Here is a 14,954-nt window from a genome sequence, read left to right on the forward strand (position 1 = left end):
CATCATTCCCGCCGCCGCCGCGGGCACCACCGCCGCCCCGGCCATCGCCGCGGCCTCGGCCGTCCCGATATTCCACACCCGGACCTTCGTTCGGGGTGCGCGGTGTCGCTCCACGTTCGCCGTGGCGGCCTCGGCCTCCAGGTTCTTCCTGCAGCGCAACGATGGTTGAAATCTCTTCGTCCAAAATCGGCGCAGCGAGTGCCGACGGAGCCGTAAAGGCTCCGAATCCTGCAGAGAGAACAGCGGACGAGAGAGCGGCCAGCAATGTCCGGGAGGACAGCTTCATGGCAAGGTCTCCTTCGTTATCTCGCCGCAGTAATCGACGAGCTTGCGGAAGGGTTAACGCGTCCGCCATGAGCGCAGGATGAACGGTTCAGTCAGGTTTGTTCACAACGCGGACTGACCGGCATGTCTAAGCCAATGATCGGCCAACACAATCGCCATCATGGCTTCGCCGACAGGGACGGCGCGAATTCCGACGCACGGGTCATGGCGCCCGCGTGTGGAAATGGTTGTCTCCTCGAAATCCCGGTTCAGCGTCTTGCGCTCGATCCGGATCGAGGAAGTCGGCTTGATGGCGAAGCGCACGACGAGGTCCTGAGCGGTGGAGATGCCGCCCAGCACTCCGCCATTGTGGTTGGAGGTGAAGACCGGACCGGCTTCGCTCATGCGCATTTCGTCGGCCGCGTCTTCCCCGCGCATCCGCGCGGTTTCGAAACCCGAACCGATTTCCACGCCCTTGACCGCCGGGATCGACATCATCGCACCGGCCAGGTCGGCGTCGAGCTTGCCATAGACCGGTGCCCCCAGGCCGGCCGGCACGCCGCTGGCGACGATCTCGACAATTGCGCCGGTCGAAGAGCCGTCCGTGCGCAGAGAATCGAGAAGCGCTTCCCATTCGGGGACGACTGCCGGATCCGGCGAGAAAAACGGGTTCTCAAGTGTCGCGTCCCAGCTCCACCGTGCACGGTCGACGGGCTTTCCGCCCATTTCGACCAGCGCGCCGCGGACGGACACGCCGTCGCCGATGATTTTCCGGGCGATCGCACCGGCGGCGACCCGCGCGGCGGTTTCACGGGCTGAGGACCGGCCGCCACCGCGATAGTCGCGCACGCCATATTTGGCGTCGTAGGTGTAGTCGGCATGGCCCGGCCGCCAGAGATCGCGGATCGCGTCATAGTCCTTCGAGCGCACATCCGTGTTCTCGATCATCAGGGAAATCGGCGCGCCGGTCGTGACCGGACCGCCGGTGCGGTCGTCCTCGAACGTGCCGGACAGGATGCGTACACGGTCGGCTTCCTGGCGCGGGGTGACGTGGCGGCTGGTGCCCGGCCTGCGGCGGTCGAGCCAAGGCTGGATGTCATCCTCCGTCAGGGGTATGCCGGCCGGACAGCCATCGACGACGACGCCGAGTGCCGGGCCGTGACTTTCGCCCCAGGTGGTGATGCGGAAGAGGTGTCCAAACGTGTTGTGCGACATGGGTTTCTGCCCCGTGCGGGCTTCCGGGCGATCAATCGGGGCGGACGATAGTGCGATGAGGGCCGGGCGTCACGCGGCGCTGCGCGGCGTGCGGGCCCAACGCGCAAACCGGGCGGCGGGCGAGGGGGCGGCGAAGTCGGCGATGAAGCGTTGAATGGCATCCGTATCGGGCAGATCGGCGGTCCAGTCTCCAGCCTCTTCCCGGTAACGGATCGTGATGCGCGCCGAAGGATCGCCGATTGCCGGAATGACGGTGCCGTCTGTGGTCCCCGGGGGAATGCGAACGAATTCGCGGCGGAACCCCACGGATACCAAGCGCGTGACGCCGGTCCAGCCCTGCTCCGGTGAAATCCAGACTTCGGCCTCAAACAGTCCGGCCGACTCGATGAGACGCATTGCGGCAATGGCATTCGAAAGTGCGGCGAGCGAGGCTTCGGTCGGTGCGCTGCGGTCAGGGTGAAGCGTCTTCACCCGGTCCCGGAACGCCTTTTTGGCATCGGCAAGCGTCGCGCCCGGCGCGAGGCCAAGCGTGCGGAATGCGTCTGCCAGTTGGTTCGGATCCGCTCTCATGCCGGCACGCTAGTGCGCTGACCCTTCCGGAATGGTTGACGAAATCCGGCGCGTGCTAGATTCCCGCCCGGAAACGTCCTGGAAGGAAAGAATGCCGTGGCGAAAAAAGACCTGATCCCGCCCAGCCCGTCTGCCGAGGACTATGAAACCGCGAGCGCGGCCAATGCGGCCGAGATCTTCGACCGCGACGAGCCCTTCGCCCTGTTCGCCGAATGGCTGGAGGACGCCAAGGCGAAAGAGGTGAACGACGCGAACGCGATGGCGCTCGCCACCGCCGACGCAAGTGGTCTGCCGGATGTGCGCATGGTCCTGCTGAAAGGCGTCGATGCGCGCGGCTTCGTTTTCTACACCAACACGGAAAGCGCGAAGGGCACGCAGCTGGGCGTCAATGCGCAGGCCGCGATCTGCTTTCACTGGAAGTCGCTACGCCGCCAGGTGCGCATTCGTGGTGCCGTGGAAACCGTGAGTCCTGACGAGGCCGATGCCTATTTCGCGAGCCGCGCCCGCGACAGCCGAATCGGGGCCTGGGCTTCGAAACAGTCGCGACCGCTGGAAAGCCGGTTCGCGCTGGAAAAGGCGGTCGCGAAAGAGGCAGCGCGCTTCGGTCTCGGCGAAGTGCCGCGTCCGCCGCACTGGAGCGGATACCGTGTGGTGCCGACGCAGATGGAGTTTTGGCGCGACCGTCCATTCCGGCTGCATGACCGGCTTCAGCTGACCCGCGAAAACGAAGATTCGCTCTGGAGGCGCACAAGACTGTATCCTTAACGGAGTATCCGTCGCGGCAAACCGGGGGGATTGCCGAATATGGGACCAGGACAGCACCGCCTTTACGACACCGCATCGATGGTCTGTTTCGTCGGGCTGATCGGCCTGCCGATCTGGTTCGCGGTGTGCGCGCTGGGCCCGAAACTGGGCCTTGCCGAGGGCAATTATGCGCTCGAGCGGCTGACCCTGTTCTGGGGCGTCATTCTGGCCGGGTTCTTTCTCGTCACTGGTTTGGCCGCGCTGACGCTTCTTATTGTGTACCGCCGGTCGAGCCGCGAACTGCCTCCAGGTAGCTGGGTCCCGGTCTGCGGGCAAACGGTCGCGGCGATCGCGTTCACCGTGAGTTTGACCGCAGCTTTTATCTACAACGCTCAGCCCGCCGTGACCGAAGTCACCACTGACGGGCAGGATCCGCCGGCCTTCACAGAGGCCCTCACGCTTCGCCGGGGCGTCAAGGCGAATACGCTGGACTTCGCCGATGGCTATCGCCCCGAAGCGGTGATCGAGCCTGTGCGCTTCACCGCGCCGCCTGATGCCGTCTTCGACGCCCTGCTTGAAACGGCGCGCGACCGGCGCTGGCGCGTGGGTTCGGTTTCGCGCCGGCGCGGCATGGTCGAACTGACCATTGAAAGCTTCTGGTATGCGCAAACCGATGACATCGTGATCCGGCTATCGACAACTGAAGCTGGCGAAGCACTGCTGGATTATCGCGCGGCGGCGCGGACCGGCAGCCGGGACGGCGGGCGGAATGCGCGCCGGCTGACTGTCATCGAGCGGGAAATACGCGACCGGCTGGACTAGTCCGGCTTGCCGGCCATCTGGCGCAACATCAGCGCGACGCGCTTGGTGGCGTTCAGCTTGTCGCGGAGCGGCAGGGCGATCGGGGGATCGATATTCGTCTTGTTCACGTCGACCACATAAATGCGGCCGTCATTGCGATCGCGCAGCACGTCGAGCGCGCCCCAGTCGAGACTCATGGCGCTGGCAAAGGCTTCGAGTTTTTCCAGTTCGCCCGGCAGCAACCAGTCCTGGTTCTCGGCCAGCCGGACTTCGCAATTGAAGTTCATGAAGCGGCGGTCGACCGGCCGGCGCTTCAGGAAGCCGAACGGGATTCTCCCGCCGACGACCAGGCAGCGGAAATCCTCGACCCGGTCGGCATCTATGCGGTTATCGATCAGGCGCTGATAGACGCAACCGGGCAGGGGTTCGCACGGGGCCTGCCGCACCCGGCCATCGTGAGCGCCATTGGTTTCGGACTTCTCGACAACCAGTTCCGACGCCGTGAGCGGGTCGATCCGGAGCGGATAGCCAAACACCTGTTCGAACACCGTGTTCACGCGCGACTTGGTCACGTCGGTGCAGGCAAAATTCAGGGTCAGCCGGGCTTCGGGGCGATCATGCGCCTTCGCGGCAGTCGCGTCCTCGAAATAAATGACGATGTCGGCCTGTCCGGGATCGGAAACGATGCGGCCACCGGCGGCATGCAGGGCCGGCCAGATGAAATACCAGGGCCTGGGGCGGCCCGGCATGAAGGCGACGCGGGGCCCGCGGCGTGCGATGGAGCCGGCGCGCCAGGCTTCCATGCAGAGGTAGTAGATGAACCAGTTGAAGCAGACCCAGAGAAACCGGCCTTTGACGGGCAGCTTCTGTCCGGTGCTGCGCACAGAGACGATGCCGTCCTGATAGTCCCAGTCGGTCCACCACAGCGTGTTCGAATTCATCGAAGGCTTCCGTCCTCGCCTGTCCACATCCGCGACGCCCCCACGTCACGGACCCATGCCCCTTTACCGGTCCGGGCCTTGCTAGGGAAGCCCCGAACACTTCGGGAGCGTGTCATGCCAGCCTGGATTCGTATCGTGAATTTTGTCTCGGCCCGTATTCGAAGGGCCGTCTGGCTGGTCCTCGCTGTTGCCGCACTTCAGGCGGTAACCGCTTATTCTGAAACGACAAACCCTGTTGTGCGCGCGCCCTTGCCGGTCGCTGCGAATGCAACCGCGCTGCAACCCGCCCTTGATTGACGAGTCCCGCGCCAGCATGAAACTGTAGCAAAACAGGGCAGGACTCCCGGCATGTTCGGCTACATCCTTCGGCGGCTTCTCGTCGCCATACCGACCATCCTGATCATTATTACCGTGGCCTTCTTTATGATGAGGGCCGCGCCGGGCAGTCCGTTCGACACCGAACGGCCCATGCCGGAAGAGGTGCGCCGCAATGTCGAGGCGCATTTCGGCATCGACCGGCCGCTGCACGAACAATATTTCAACTACATGCGCGATCTCGCGCAGTTCGACTTCGGACCGTCTCTGAAATTCCGCGACAAGACGGTGTCGGAAATCATCGCCGAGGGCTTCCCCGTCAGCGCGACGATCGGCGCGCTGTCGATCGCGCTCGCGATTTTCATGGGGTCGATACTGGGGTCTCTCGCCGCCTTGAGACAGAACAGGCCCGCCGACTTCGGGGTAATGGGCCTCGCCATGGTGGGGATAACCATCCCGCCCTTTGTGATGGGGCCCGTGCTGGCGTTGACGCTCGGCCTCTATCTCGGCTGGCTGCCGACAGGCGGACTCGATCCGCGGCTCGGCATGACGCCCGACCGATTGATCCTGCCGGTCGTGACGCTGGCGTTGCCGCAGATTGCGATTATCTCCCGCCTGATGCGGGCGAGCATGATCGAAGTGCTGCGTTCCAATTATATCCGCACCGCGCACGCCAAGGGCCTGCCGTCGCGCGTGGTCATCACGCGGCACGCCCTGCGCGCCGCCGTCCTGCCGCTGGTCAGCTATCTCGGCCCGGCCTCGGCCGCGCTGGTGACGGGCTCGATCGTGATCGAACAGGTCTTCCAGCTGCCCGGGATCGGACGTCAGTTCGTGACCGCGGCGCTGCAGCGTGACTACACCGTCGTGATGGGTGTCGTGATCCTCTATGCAACGCTGATCATCACGCTGAACCTTCTCGCGGACCTGCTCTACGGCGTCCTCAATCCGAAGGTGAGGTACGAGTAATGGCCCCCCAGAACGCACATCCGAACGCGGAGCTGCTCGAGCAGAGCGCGATCAAGGGCCGCTCGCTGTGGGACGACGCGCGCGCGCGCCTGATGCGCAACCGTGCTGCTGTGACCTCGATGGTTATTCTCGGCCTGCTGGTCCTCCTGGCAATCGTCGGCCCCTATGTCTGGCCGCACAATCACGCGACCATCTACCGGGATGCGGTGTGGCTGCCGCCGACCTTCGAGAACCTCCACATCTTCGGCACCGATGCGCAGGGCCGGGACCTGTTCGCGCGGGTGCTGATCGGGCTTCGCATGTCGCTGGCGGTGGGCGTGGTCGCGACCAGCGTGTCGCTGGCCATCGGCGTTCTCTGGGGGGCGACGGCGGGCTTCGTCGGCGGCCGGCTCGACCAGTTCATGATGCGGATCGTGGACATCCTGTATTCGCTGCCCTTCATCTTCTTTGTGATCATCCTGATGGTGGTGTTCGGGCGGAACATCATCCTCATCTTCGTCGCCATCGGCGCGGTCGAATGGCTGACCATGGCGCGCATCGTGCGCGGCCAGACCATCGCGCTCCGGGGGATGGAGTTCGTCGAGGCGGCGGAAGCGGCGGGCGTGTCGCGCCTGTCGATCATCCAGCGGCATATCGTGCCGAACGTGCTCGGCCCGGTCGTGGTCTATGCCACGCTGACCATTCCGGTCGTGATCCTGGCGGAAAGCTTCCTCAGCTTCCTCGGCCTCGGTGTTCAGGAACCGCTGACTTCGCTCGGCCGCCTGATCGCCTATGGCGCGCAGGACATGGAAGTGGCGTGGTGGACGCTCATCTGGCCCGGTGCGACGATGATGCTGACGCTGTTCTGCTTCAACTTCATCGGCGACGGCCTCAGGGACGCGATCGACCCGAAGGACCGGTAGGGGAGGCGATGCGGCCGGTTCTGATTGCAGGACTGTTCGCGTGCTCGGTTTTGCTACTTGGGTTCGCAGTCGTCGGCAGCGTGATCACACTATCCGGTAGTGTCGCGGGTTCGACGCGCGGGTCGTTTGTCGAATGCCTTGGTCAGTTCGTCCGAATTGCGATGGCGTTCCAAATCCCTGTTTTGTCGATCGCGTTTTGGGCGGGTTTCGTCTCGGTGATCGCTGCAGTGGTATCGCTTCGGCTTGCGAGTGACTTGCCCTACAAAAATTGATTTCGTCGTACAAATTCAGCTGAAACTAAAAAAGCCGCCGGACGCCCAGCGGCTTTTTCTTTGGCGGTGTGTGCGGACTACTCCTCGCGGATCACGCGGATCGCGGTGCCGCGATCGTTGATCAGCATGAGATAGCTGCCCATGGCCGCGCGGCGGATTACTGCGGTGTTCTCGCTGTTGCGGTTGAGGCGGACGCGTTCGGTATCGACCTGACGCCAGACCTGACCGTTCTCCATATAGAAGCGGTACTGGTTGTAATTGTATTCGCGGGCCCGCTCGATCACCATCGAGATCTCCTCGATGGAGCCGTCATCGTCGCGGCGCACAATCGTTACGCCTTCGTCTTCCGCCGGGGCGGCGGCCGGTTCAGCCGGGCGCGGCGCGGGCGGACGTGTAGCGGCCGGCGAGCCGGGCTCGGCCGCGGGCAGGGCAGCAATGCGCTCTTCGGCTTCCGCGGCAATGGCCTCCGGATCGAGGGCATTGGTTTCGCCGCGGCCGAACAGCGACATGGAAATGCGGGGCAGGGACGGCAGATCGAAGCCGAAACCGTCGCGTTCGACCGCGACGATGTCGGAGCGGCTGACTGTCACGAGTTCGCCGGAGACCCGCGCGTCAGCGAGATCGCCGGACGAGTTGTCGAAACAGGCCAGGCGCGCGGCCGGGTCGGCGATCGACCGGCAGGCGATAACGGCGTCGACCGGGTCGGTTTCCTGCGCGAATGCGGGTGCTGCGAAGCCGGTGAATGCCGTACCGGCGACAAGAAGCACGCGAAGTGACGTAAGGCGGGACATGATTTGCTCCTGACCGGATTAGCGGATGCGGACCGCACGGAACCAGCGGTTCTGCTCGTCGATGCGCATCAGGTGCGAGCCGAGCGCGCCGCTCCGAATATCCGCGGTGTGGCCCTCGATATTGCGGGGCACGTAAACGCGGGTCGAGTCTTCCTGCTGCCAGATCTGGCCGTTGGCGAGTTCGAAGACATAGCGCCCTTGGGCACCCGTGCGGACCGCGACGATCGGCTGTCCGATAACCTGATCGATGCGACCGTCGGAATCCCTGAAAATGCGTGCCCCGGTATCGGTTTCGGTGACGGTGGCTTCGCCCTCGCCTTCGCCGCGGCCAAAGCCCAGTCGGGGCAAGGAGGGAAGCGAAAAATTCGGGATCGACAGGCCGTAAGAAGCTTCTTCGGCTTCCTCGATCTCGCGGCGGGACACCGCGACCAGTTGGCCTTCGTCTTCCGAGGCGCGCAAGGCGGCAACCTCCCGGTCAAGGCAGGCAAGGCGTTCGGCATCGCCCGCGATGTCCTGACAGGCGAACAGCGGACGCAAGGGCGATTGCTCGGCATCTTGCGCTTGTGCTGCCGTTGACAGTACCAAGGCTGGCGTGAGCAGGGTGATTGCAGCTAATGGTAATCGCACGTTCATAGACACTCGTTCATGATCGCTTCGATCAAGGACTATGCGTGAGCGGCGAGAGGCTGTCGACCGCTTCACGCCGTTCGGCGTCTGGATGCCAGGCGTTCGGGAAATACAGGGGAGATCCGCGACCATGATTCGCAATCGTTCGGTGCTTGCCGCTCTGGCCCTCGGGGCCTCCGCATTCGCTCTTGCTGCCTGCGGTGGCGGCGGTGGTGAAGTCGATTCCGATACTGTTGTCATTCACCGGGGCAATTCCGGCGAACCGCTGACGCTCGATCCGCACAAGGCGAGTGGTACGTGGGAGAACAACATCATCGGCGACATGTTCATCGGCCTGACGACCGAGGACATCAACGCGGAACCCATTCCGGGCATGGCGGAAAGCTGGGACATCAGCGAAGACGGTCTGACCTGGACTTTCCATCTGCGCGACGCGCAATGGTCGGACGGCGAGCCGGTGACGGCAGGCGATTTCGAATTCGCCTTCCAGCGGATCCTGAACCCGGAAACGCTGTCGCAATACGCGTCGCTGCTCTACCCGATCGTGAACGCCCAGGAAGTGAACACGGGCGCGCTGCCGCCGTCGGAAGTTGGCGTGCGCGCGATAGACGACCGCACTCTGGAAATCCGCCTGAACTATCCGGCCCCGTATCTTCCGGGTCTCCTGACCCACTATACGACCTTCCCCGTGCCGCGGCACGTGGTCGAGGAGTATGGCGATCAGTGGATCCAGCCGCGCAATATCGTGGTCAACGGGCCGTACCGCCTCGTCGAGTGGGCAACGAACAACTTCGTGCACCTCGAGCGCAACGAGACCTTCTACGGCAATGACGACGTCTGCATCGACGAAGTCTTCTACTATCCGACGATCGACAGCTCGGCCGCCGTGCGCCGCGTCCTGAACAACGAGCTCGACCTGAACAACGAATTCCCGGGTCAGCACATCGACCGCCTGCGCCAGGAAGCGCCGGAATTTGTTCGCGTCGCCCCGTATATGGGCACCGTCTATTACGCGCTGAACCTCGAAGACCCGACTTTCCAGGATGCCCGCGTGCGTAACGCGCTCGGCATGTCGATCGACCGCGATTTCCTCGCCGAGGAAATCTACCGCGCCGGTCAGCAGCCGGCCTATTCGCTGGTTCCGCCGGGGGTCGCGAACTACACGAACGATGCCCGCGTGAGCTGGGCCGACGAGCCGATCGAGGCGCGCCGCGAACGCGCCCGCGAATTGCTGATGGAGGCCGGCTTCGGCCCCGACAATCCGCTGGAGTTCGAATACACTTACCGTTCCTCCGCCGATAACCCGCGCATCGCGCCGGTCGTGCAACAGGACTGGGAGAGCATCGCGGACTGGGTGAATGTCTCGATCACGCAGATCGAACTGCAGATCCACTACGAAAATCTCCGCGCCGCTGACTTCCAGGTCGGTGACGGCGGCTGGATCGCGGACTTCAACGACGCGTACAGCTTCCTTTATCTGGGCGAGACCAACTCGATCCCGATGAATTATTCGCGCTACCGCAACCCGGCCTATGACGAATTGGTCGCGCGCGGCAACCGCGAACAGGATATGGAAGTCCGCGCCGGAATCCTGGCGGAAGCCGAGCAGATGCTGCTCGACGACATGCCGCTGATCCCGATCGTGTTCTACGTCAACAAGGCGCTGGTGAACCCGAACGTGACCGGCTGGACGGACAATATCCTGCGTATCAACCGGACGCGCTGGCTGTGCTTCGCCGACGTCAATTCCGACGTCGAGCCGGCCGGCACCGAAGACGCCGCGGAATAATCCGCCGCACGCTTCCCTTGTTCCTTCCCCCCGACCGGCGGTAGATTCCGCGGCCGGGGGGAAGTTTCATGTCAGGTTCGGATCTTATCGATAACGCGGTCACCGACGCGGTTGCCGCCGACGCCATCTTTTCCGGAAATGAACGCCGCAAGTCGGCCTTTCCGTCCGCCGGCGATGAGGGGCATTGCTCGAATTGCGGTACGGCCCTCAAGGGTCCGATCTGTCACAGTTGCGGGCAGGACGCCGATACCTTTCACCGGCCGGTGTGGTCGCTCGTGCTGGAAGTCCTCGACGGCTTCTTCTCGTTCGACGGCCGGTTCTGGCGCACCATCCCGGCCCTGATGTTCCGGCCGGGCCGGATCACGCGCCATTATCTGAGCGGCGTGCGCGCGCGTTACGTCCAGCCCTTCCGCCTCTTCATCGTGGCGAGCCTGGCCTTCTTCCTGGTGTTCTCGATCGACAGCACCATGTTCGACGGTTCGAATTCCGATGGCGAGCAGCTGGCCGAAGCCGAACGCGCACTGGCGCAGGCCGAAGAAGACAATCCCGAGATCGCTGCGCAACTTGCGCAACTCCGCGAACAGGTGGGCGAAGCCGAGGAGGCTCAGCGCGATATCGAGGCGGATCCGCTTGTTCAGCGCGCGCAGGAACAGCAGCGCCGCGACGAGATGGAACGGGCGATACGCGAAGCGCTTCTGCCTGAGGACTATCCCGATGCCGTGCAAGACGACACGGGCGTGCCCGTCTCTCGCGAACTGGCGGACGGGACGACATTGACCGTCGAGGCTGATGGGGCAGACTGGCTGCCTTATTCAGCGCGTTCTTACCTGGCCGACCGTCTGGGCCATGCGATCCAGGACCCTGACAGCTGGTGGCGGGCCGTTCAGGAATGGACGCCCAGGCTGATCTTCGTGCTGTTGCCGATCTATGCCCTGTTGCTGGCGCTCATGCATTTCTGGAGGCGGGGTATTTTCCTGTACGACCATCTGGTCGTTTCCCTTCACTTCCATTCCTTCCTGTTTTTCCTGATGACCGCACTCATCCTCGCCAGCCCGCTGATCGGGGGATGGGGCGTGCTGGTCTTCATGCTGTGGAGCAATTTCTACCTCTACCGGCTCCACAGGCGCGTTTATCTGAACGGCCGTTTCAAGTCGCTCGTCCGCGTGGTCCTGCTCGATCTGATCTACCTGATCGTGCTGACTGTCGCATTTCTGCTGCTCTTGGCCGTGGGACTGTTCCTTGCCTGACGGCTAGTTCGGCTGCTGGGCCGGCGTGCGCAGCTCATTGCCCCGGCCGGACATGCCGCGGGCCTCGAGGGCAGCACGCACTTCCGGCAACTCCATGAGGGCGTTGAGTTGGGCCAGCGTTTCGGCGGACTCTGCCGTGACGCCGAACATCGCCTGGAAGGCTTCGAACGGTGTCGGGCGGGCCGGGTAGCGTCGCAGATTGACCCGAGCGCCAGCCTCGATGTCGGCCAGCGAGCGGGCAGCCGCAACAGCTTCGCGCATGCCGCCGATCTCGTCGACCAGGCCCAGTTCGAGCGCCTGCGCGCCGGTCCAGACGCGGCCGCGAGCGATCTCGAGCACGCGTTCGATCGGGATGACACGGCCTTCGGACACCCGCTCGGTGAAGTCGGCATAGATATCGCCGAGCATGGATTCGAGTTCGGCGCGCTGGGCGTCGGTCCAGTCGGTCTGGCCGGAATAGGCGTCGGTGAATTCACCACCGACCGAGATCGGTTCGATGTTGACACCGACCAGGCCGAGCGTGTCGTGCAGATTGATCTTGCCGCCATAGACACCGATCGAGCCGGTGATCGTGGTGGCGTTGGAGACGATGTAGTCGGCCGGCGCAGCGATGTAGTAGCCGCCGGACGCGGCCGCCCCGCCCATCGATACGACGACCGGCTTGCCCGCTTCGCGGGCGCGGCGCACAGCGTCCCACACCTGGTCGGAGGCAATCGACGAGCCGCCGGGTGAGTCGATACGCAGGACGATGGCCCGGACATTCGGGTCTCGCGCGGCGTTGAGGATGGATTCCGACATCAGATCGCTGCCGATCATCTCGTCACCGCCAAACAGGCCCGGCAGGGCGTTGCCCGTGACGATCGCGCCCTGACCCTCGATCAGTGCGATGACCGGTCCGCTCTGATGCATCAGGGCCGAGTCGGCGTAGTCGTAAATGTCGGTCAGCTGGCGGGCACCGGCGCGGTCGAGTGCCGCCTGGCGCGCATCAACGACCTGGCCGAGCTGGTCGACGAGGCCCGCCTCCAGCGCCTGTTCGGCGGAATAGGGAGCATCCTCGATCAGGGTGCGCATCGCTTCGGGCGTCTGGCCGCGATCGGCCGCGGCGGTCTCGATGATGGTGTCGAAGATGCCGTTGAAATAGCCGAGCGTGGCTTCCCGGTGTTCATCGGTGAAGCCGGATTCGGTGTAGCTGTTCGGCGCGTTCTTGTAGTCCTCGAACTGGATGAATTCGGCGCGGCCCTCGAACCGTTCGAGGAGGCCGCCGAAGAAGGGCACTTCGCCGTAAAGGCCGGAGGCGGAGAAAGTCGCGGTATCCTGCAGCCAGATCTCGTCGGCACCGGAAACAGCGAAGTAGTTGGTCGCCGACGTCCCTTCGAAACCCTGTGCATGGACGATCACGAAACGGCCCGACGCGCGGAAGGCGGCGATGGCGCGGTGGATCTCCTCGGCCTGAGCCGGGGGCAGGCCGTATTCGTTTGCGCGGATGAACAGGCCGGACACGCGCGAATCGCCCTCGGCGCGTTCAAGCGCCCGGACGAGATCGACGGTCGACAGCGGGTCGGCGAAGGCGAAGGGCGAACGGCTTGGCTGGTCGCTGCGCGCCTCGCGCAAGTCGAGGGACAGGACCACGTTGGCCGACGGGATCACCGGGGCGGGGTCGGACGACTGTGCCGCGGAGGCGATCAGCCCCACGATGAGGAAGACGCCCAACACCATCGTGATCACGGATCCGACGATGACGCCGAAGATCGATCCGAAGAAGGTGACCCAGAACTGTTTCATGACCCGCTACCACTCGCCGTTTCCGTTTGAACTGGAATCTATAGAGGTGGTGCATGGCACGGTCGAGGGGACGCGCATGTCAGGAGTCCCGGGCGAGCCGGATTCGCGCGACAGCGGACGTTTTCTGAGGGGGCGGGAAAGAATGGTCGGAGTAGCAAGATTCGAACTTGCGACCCCCGCCTCCCGAAGACGGTGCTCTACCAGGCTGAGCTATACTCCGAACCGAGGCCGCGGCTTATAGCGGCAGATTCAGGGGTGTGCAACGCATACCGCGCAGCCCCGTTGCATCCATCGCAGCTTGCCGCTATCTACCCCGCTCACGCGGTCCGGACGGACCACGGATTGGGGCGTCGCCAAGCGGTAAGGCAGCGGTTTTTGGTACCGCCATTCCCAGGTTCGAATCCTGGCGCCCCAGCCACCCTTCCTGAAAATCCGATGCGTTCATCCGGGCGATTTCTACCGCCCGGAACAGCGTTTGCACGACCACACGCAAATTTGATCTCGCATTCTTCATAGAAATGTAATATCATAACGGAACTTGCGGATTGGCTGCAGCGTTTCGCCCACGGGGCGAGCATCATCGCGTGTCTCGCCCGCCAAAGGAGAAAGTCGTCCCGGAATCGATGTCCATCGCAGCAGGATATGGGAAGGGTGTATTGATCGGCGCGCAACAGGACGCTAGCGTGACCGGCGGTGAATGGCGCGAAGCGTCTTGGACGATACGTCGGCGGATCAACCGCCGCAGGGGAAGGGGTTCACAGCACTGTCTCCAACGTCGTTTAGGGATTCGCGTAACCGGAAGTGTTTTCCGGATTCAGGACCGCTGTTTCAGTGGTCATCTAACTGGGGCTTTTTCCGGCGGTTGGCGCCGGTTTGACAACCGAGGGGAAATTCCAGGGCGGAGGCTGCATGCCCCGTCCGGATCATTGTGAGGCGAGACATGGCGAAGATGAGGTATTGGCTCAGCGCGTCCGTTGCGGCGGCTCTCTTGACCGGAGTGGCCGGCGGCGCAGCTCAGGCCCAGATCAACGATGTGATCCGTACCGCTCAGCAGGCGACGCAAGACGCGGCGGCGGCTCAGCGGCAGATCGACGACCTGGACGATGCGGCAACCGATGACGAGCTGCAGTTCCGCGCGCTCCAGCAGCAGATCGAATCGCAGCGGCTCTATATCGAGCAGCAGCGGGTCTTCCTGCAGGCGCAACAAAACGAAATCGCGTCGCTCGAGCAGCAGATCGGCCGCGTCGACAATGTCGGCGTCGAAATCCTGCCGATGATGCGCGACATGGTTCAGAACCTCGAAAACTTCGTGAACCTGGACCTGCCGTTCAACGTCGAGAACCGTCAGGAGCGCATCGCGAACCTGTACGAAGACCTCGACAACCCGGAAATTTCCGCGGCCGAGCGCTATCGTCTGATCCTGAACGCCTACGACATCGAGGCGTCCTATGGCCGCCAGATCGACTCTTATGAAGAGACGATCGACATCGACGGCGTCCCGACGAACGTCACCACGCTCCGCATCGGCCGTGTCGCCCTGATCCGCGACATGCCGAACGGCGACCTGATGGCGAGAACCCAGTACAATAGTGACTGGGAGCGCGTGACGGGCGCGAGCGACGCCGCTGTGACCAGCGCATTCCGTATCGCGCAGGAAGTCACCACGCCTGACCTCTTCACCGCGCCGATTCCGGGCTCGGAAGACGCTCAGTAGGCCTCGAGAGACGG

The 14,954-nt window shown here is 63.8% G+C and carries 14 protein-coding genes and 2 tRNA genes; 9 read left to right on the top strand and 7 right to left on the bottom strand.

The annotated features are described in order from the left end of the window. Positions 1 to 387: 387 nt before the first annotated feature. Positions 388 to 1,479: a chorismate synthase gene (gene aroC / locus L5876_RS05185; RefSeq protein WP_236955040.1), complete on the bottom strand. Its 1,092-nt coding sequence runs from the start codon at positions 1,477 to 1,479 to the stop codon at positions 388 to 390. Between the two features lie 69 nt (positions 1,480 to 1,548). Further along, on the bottom strand, positions 1,549 to 2,049 hold the full coding sequence (locus tag L5876_RS05190) for a J domain-containing protein (RefSeq protein ID WP_236955041.1): 501 nt from the start codon (positions 2,047 to 2,049) through the stop codon (positions 1,549 to 1,551). A 96-nt stretch (positions 2,050 to 2,145) separates the two neighbouring features. Between L5876_RS05190 and pdxH the strand changes: the two genes are divergently transcribed. Further along, positions 2,146 to 2,814, top strand: a complete 669-nt coding sequence (pdxH, locus tag L5876_RS05195) for a pyridoxamine 5'-phosphate oxidase (RefSeq protein ID WP_236955042.1) — start codon at positions 2,146 to 2,148, stop codon at positions 2,812 to 2,814. A 39-nt stretch (positions 2,815 to 2,853) separates the two neighbouring features. Then, complete coding sequence (locus L5876_RS05200; RefSeq protein WP_236955043.1) at positions 2,854 to 3,615, top strand: DUF1499 domain-containing protein; 762 nt, start codon at positions 2,854 to 2,856, stop codon at positions 3,613 to 3,615. Here L5876_RS05200 and L5876_RS05205 read toward each other — a convergent pair. Continuing rightward, positions 3,612 to 4,535 (bottom strand): hypothetical protein, encoded by a 924-nt coding sequence (locus tag L5876_RS05205; protein WP_236955044.1) that lies wholly within the window; start codon positions 4,533 to 4,535, stop codon positions 3,612 to 3,614. The genes L5876_RS05200 and L5876_RS05205 overlap by 4 nt on opposite strands. A 114-nt stretch (positions 4,536 to 4,649) precedes the next feature. Here L5876_RS05205 and L5876_RS05210 point away from each other — a divergent pair, with 114 nt between their 5' ends. Genes L5876_RS05210 through L5876_RS05220 form a run of 3 tightly spaced genes read left to right on the top strand, consistent with a single transcriptional unit; the run spans position 4,650 to position 6,718 of the window. Continuing rightward, positions 4,650 to 4,832, top strand: coding sequence for a hypothetical protein (locus L5876_RS05210; RefSeq protein WP_236955045.1), 183 nt, complete (start codon positions 4,650 to 4,652; stop codon positions 4,830 to 4,832). Between the two features lie 51 nt (positions 4,833 to 4,883). After that, positions 4,884 to 5,816 carry an ABC transporter permease gene (locus L5876_RS05215; RefSeq protein WP_236955046.1) on the top strand — a complete coding sequence of 311 codons (933 nt, stop codon included), beginning with the start codon at positions 4,884 to 4,886 and terminating at the stop codon, positions 5,814 to 5,816. Further along, positions 5,816 to 6,718 carry an ABC transporter permease gene (locus tag L5876_RS05220; RefSeq protein WP_236955047.1) on the top strand — a complete coding sequence of 301 codons (903 nt, stop codon included), beginning with the start codon at positions 5,816 to 5,818 and terminating at the stop codon, positions 6,716 to 6,718. The genes L5876_RS05215 and L5876_RS05220 overlap by 1 nt, the downstream gene beginning before the upstream one ends. Before the next feature lie 349 nt (positions 6,719 to 7,067). Here the strand turns inward: L5876_RS05220 and L5876_RS05225 are convergent, their stop codons facing one another. Together L5876_RS05225 and L5876_RS05230 are read right to left on the bottom strand one after the other, a co-directional pair. Then, a complete protein-coding gene (locus L5876_RS05225) occupies positions 7,068 to 7,781 on the bottom strand; it encodes a hypothetical protein (protein WP_236955048.1) in 714 nt (237 codons plus the stop codon). A gap of 18 nt (positions 7,782 to 7,799) precedes the next feature. After that, positions 7,800 to 8,318 (bottom strand): hypothetical protein, encoded by a 519-nt coding sequence (locus L5876_RS05230; RefSeq protein WP_236955049.1) that lies wholly within the window; start codon positions 8,316 to 8,318, stop codon positions 7,800 to 7,802. 220 nt (positions 8,319 to 8,538) lie between these two features. Here L5876_RS05230 and L5876_RS05235 point away from each other — a divergent pair, with 220 nt between their 5' ends. Continuing rightward, the gene (locus tag L5876_RS05235; protein WP_236955050.1) at positions 8,539 to 10,197 is read left to right on the top strand and encodes a peptide ABC transporter substrate-binding protein; all 1,659 of its coding nucleotides are present in this window, start codon (positions 8,539 to 8,541) and stop codon (positions 10,195 to 10,197) included. Positions 10,198 to 10,265: 68 nt separating this feature from the next. Further along, the gene (locus L5876_RS05240) at positions 10,266 to 11,444 is read left to right on the top strand and encodes a DUF3667 domain-containing protein (RefSeq protein ID WP_236955051.1); all 1,179 of its coding nucleotides are present in this window, start codon (positions 10,266 to 10,268) and stop codon (positions 11,442 to 11,444) included. 3 nt (positions 11,445 to 11,447) lie between these two features. Here L5876_RS05240 and sppA read toward each other — a convergent pair whose 3' ends face one another. Both sppA and L5876_RS05250 read right to left on the bottom strand, forming a co-directional pair. After that, positions 11,448 to 13,226: a signal peptide peptidase SppA gene (gene sppA, locus L5876_RS05245; protein WP_236955052.1), complete on the bottom strand. Its 1,779-nt coding sequence runs from the start codon at positions 13,224 to 13,226 to the stop codon at positions 11,448 to 11,450. 143 nt (positions 13,227 to 13,369) lie between these two features. Beyond that, a tRNA-Pro gene (locus L5876_RS05250) sits at positions 13,370 to 13,446 on the bottom strand. A gap of 123 nt (positions 13,447 to 13,569) precedes the next feature. Between L5876_RS05250 and L5876_RS05255 the strand changes: the two genes are divergently transcribed. Both L5876_RS05255 and L5876_RS05260 read left to right on the top strand, forming a co-directional pair. Continuing rightward, a tRNA-Gln gene (locus L5876_RS05255) sits at positions 13,570 to 13,644 on the top strand. 570 nt (positions 13,645 to 14,214) lie between these two features. Continuing rightward, positions 14,215 to 14,940 (top strand): DUF3450 domain-containing protein, encoded by a 726-nt coding sequence (locus tag L5876_RS05260; protein WP_272906871.1) that lies wholly within the window; start codon positions 14,215 to 14,217, stop codon positions 14,938 to 14,940. Positions 14,941 to 14,954 lie beyond the last annotated feature (14 nt).

Source organism: Hyphobacterium sp. SN044, from assembly GCF_021864465.1.
In the GTDB taxonomy this organism is placed as follows: domain Bacteria; phylum Pseudomonadota; class Alphaproteobacteria; order Caulobacterales; family Maricaulaceae; genus Hyphobacterium.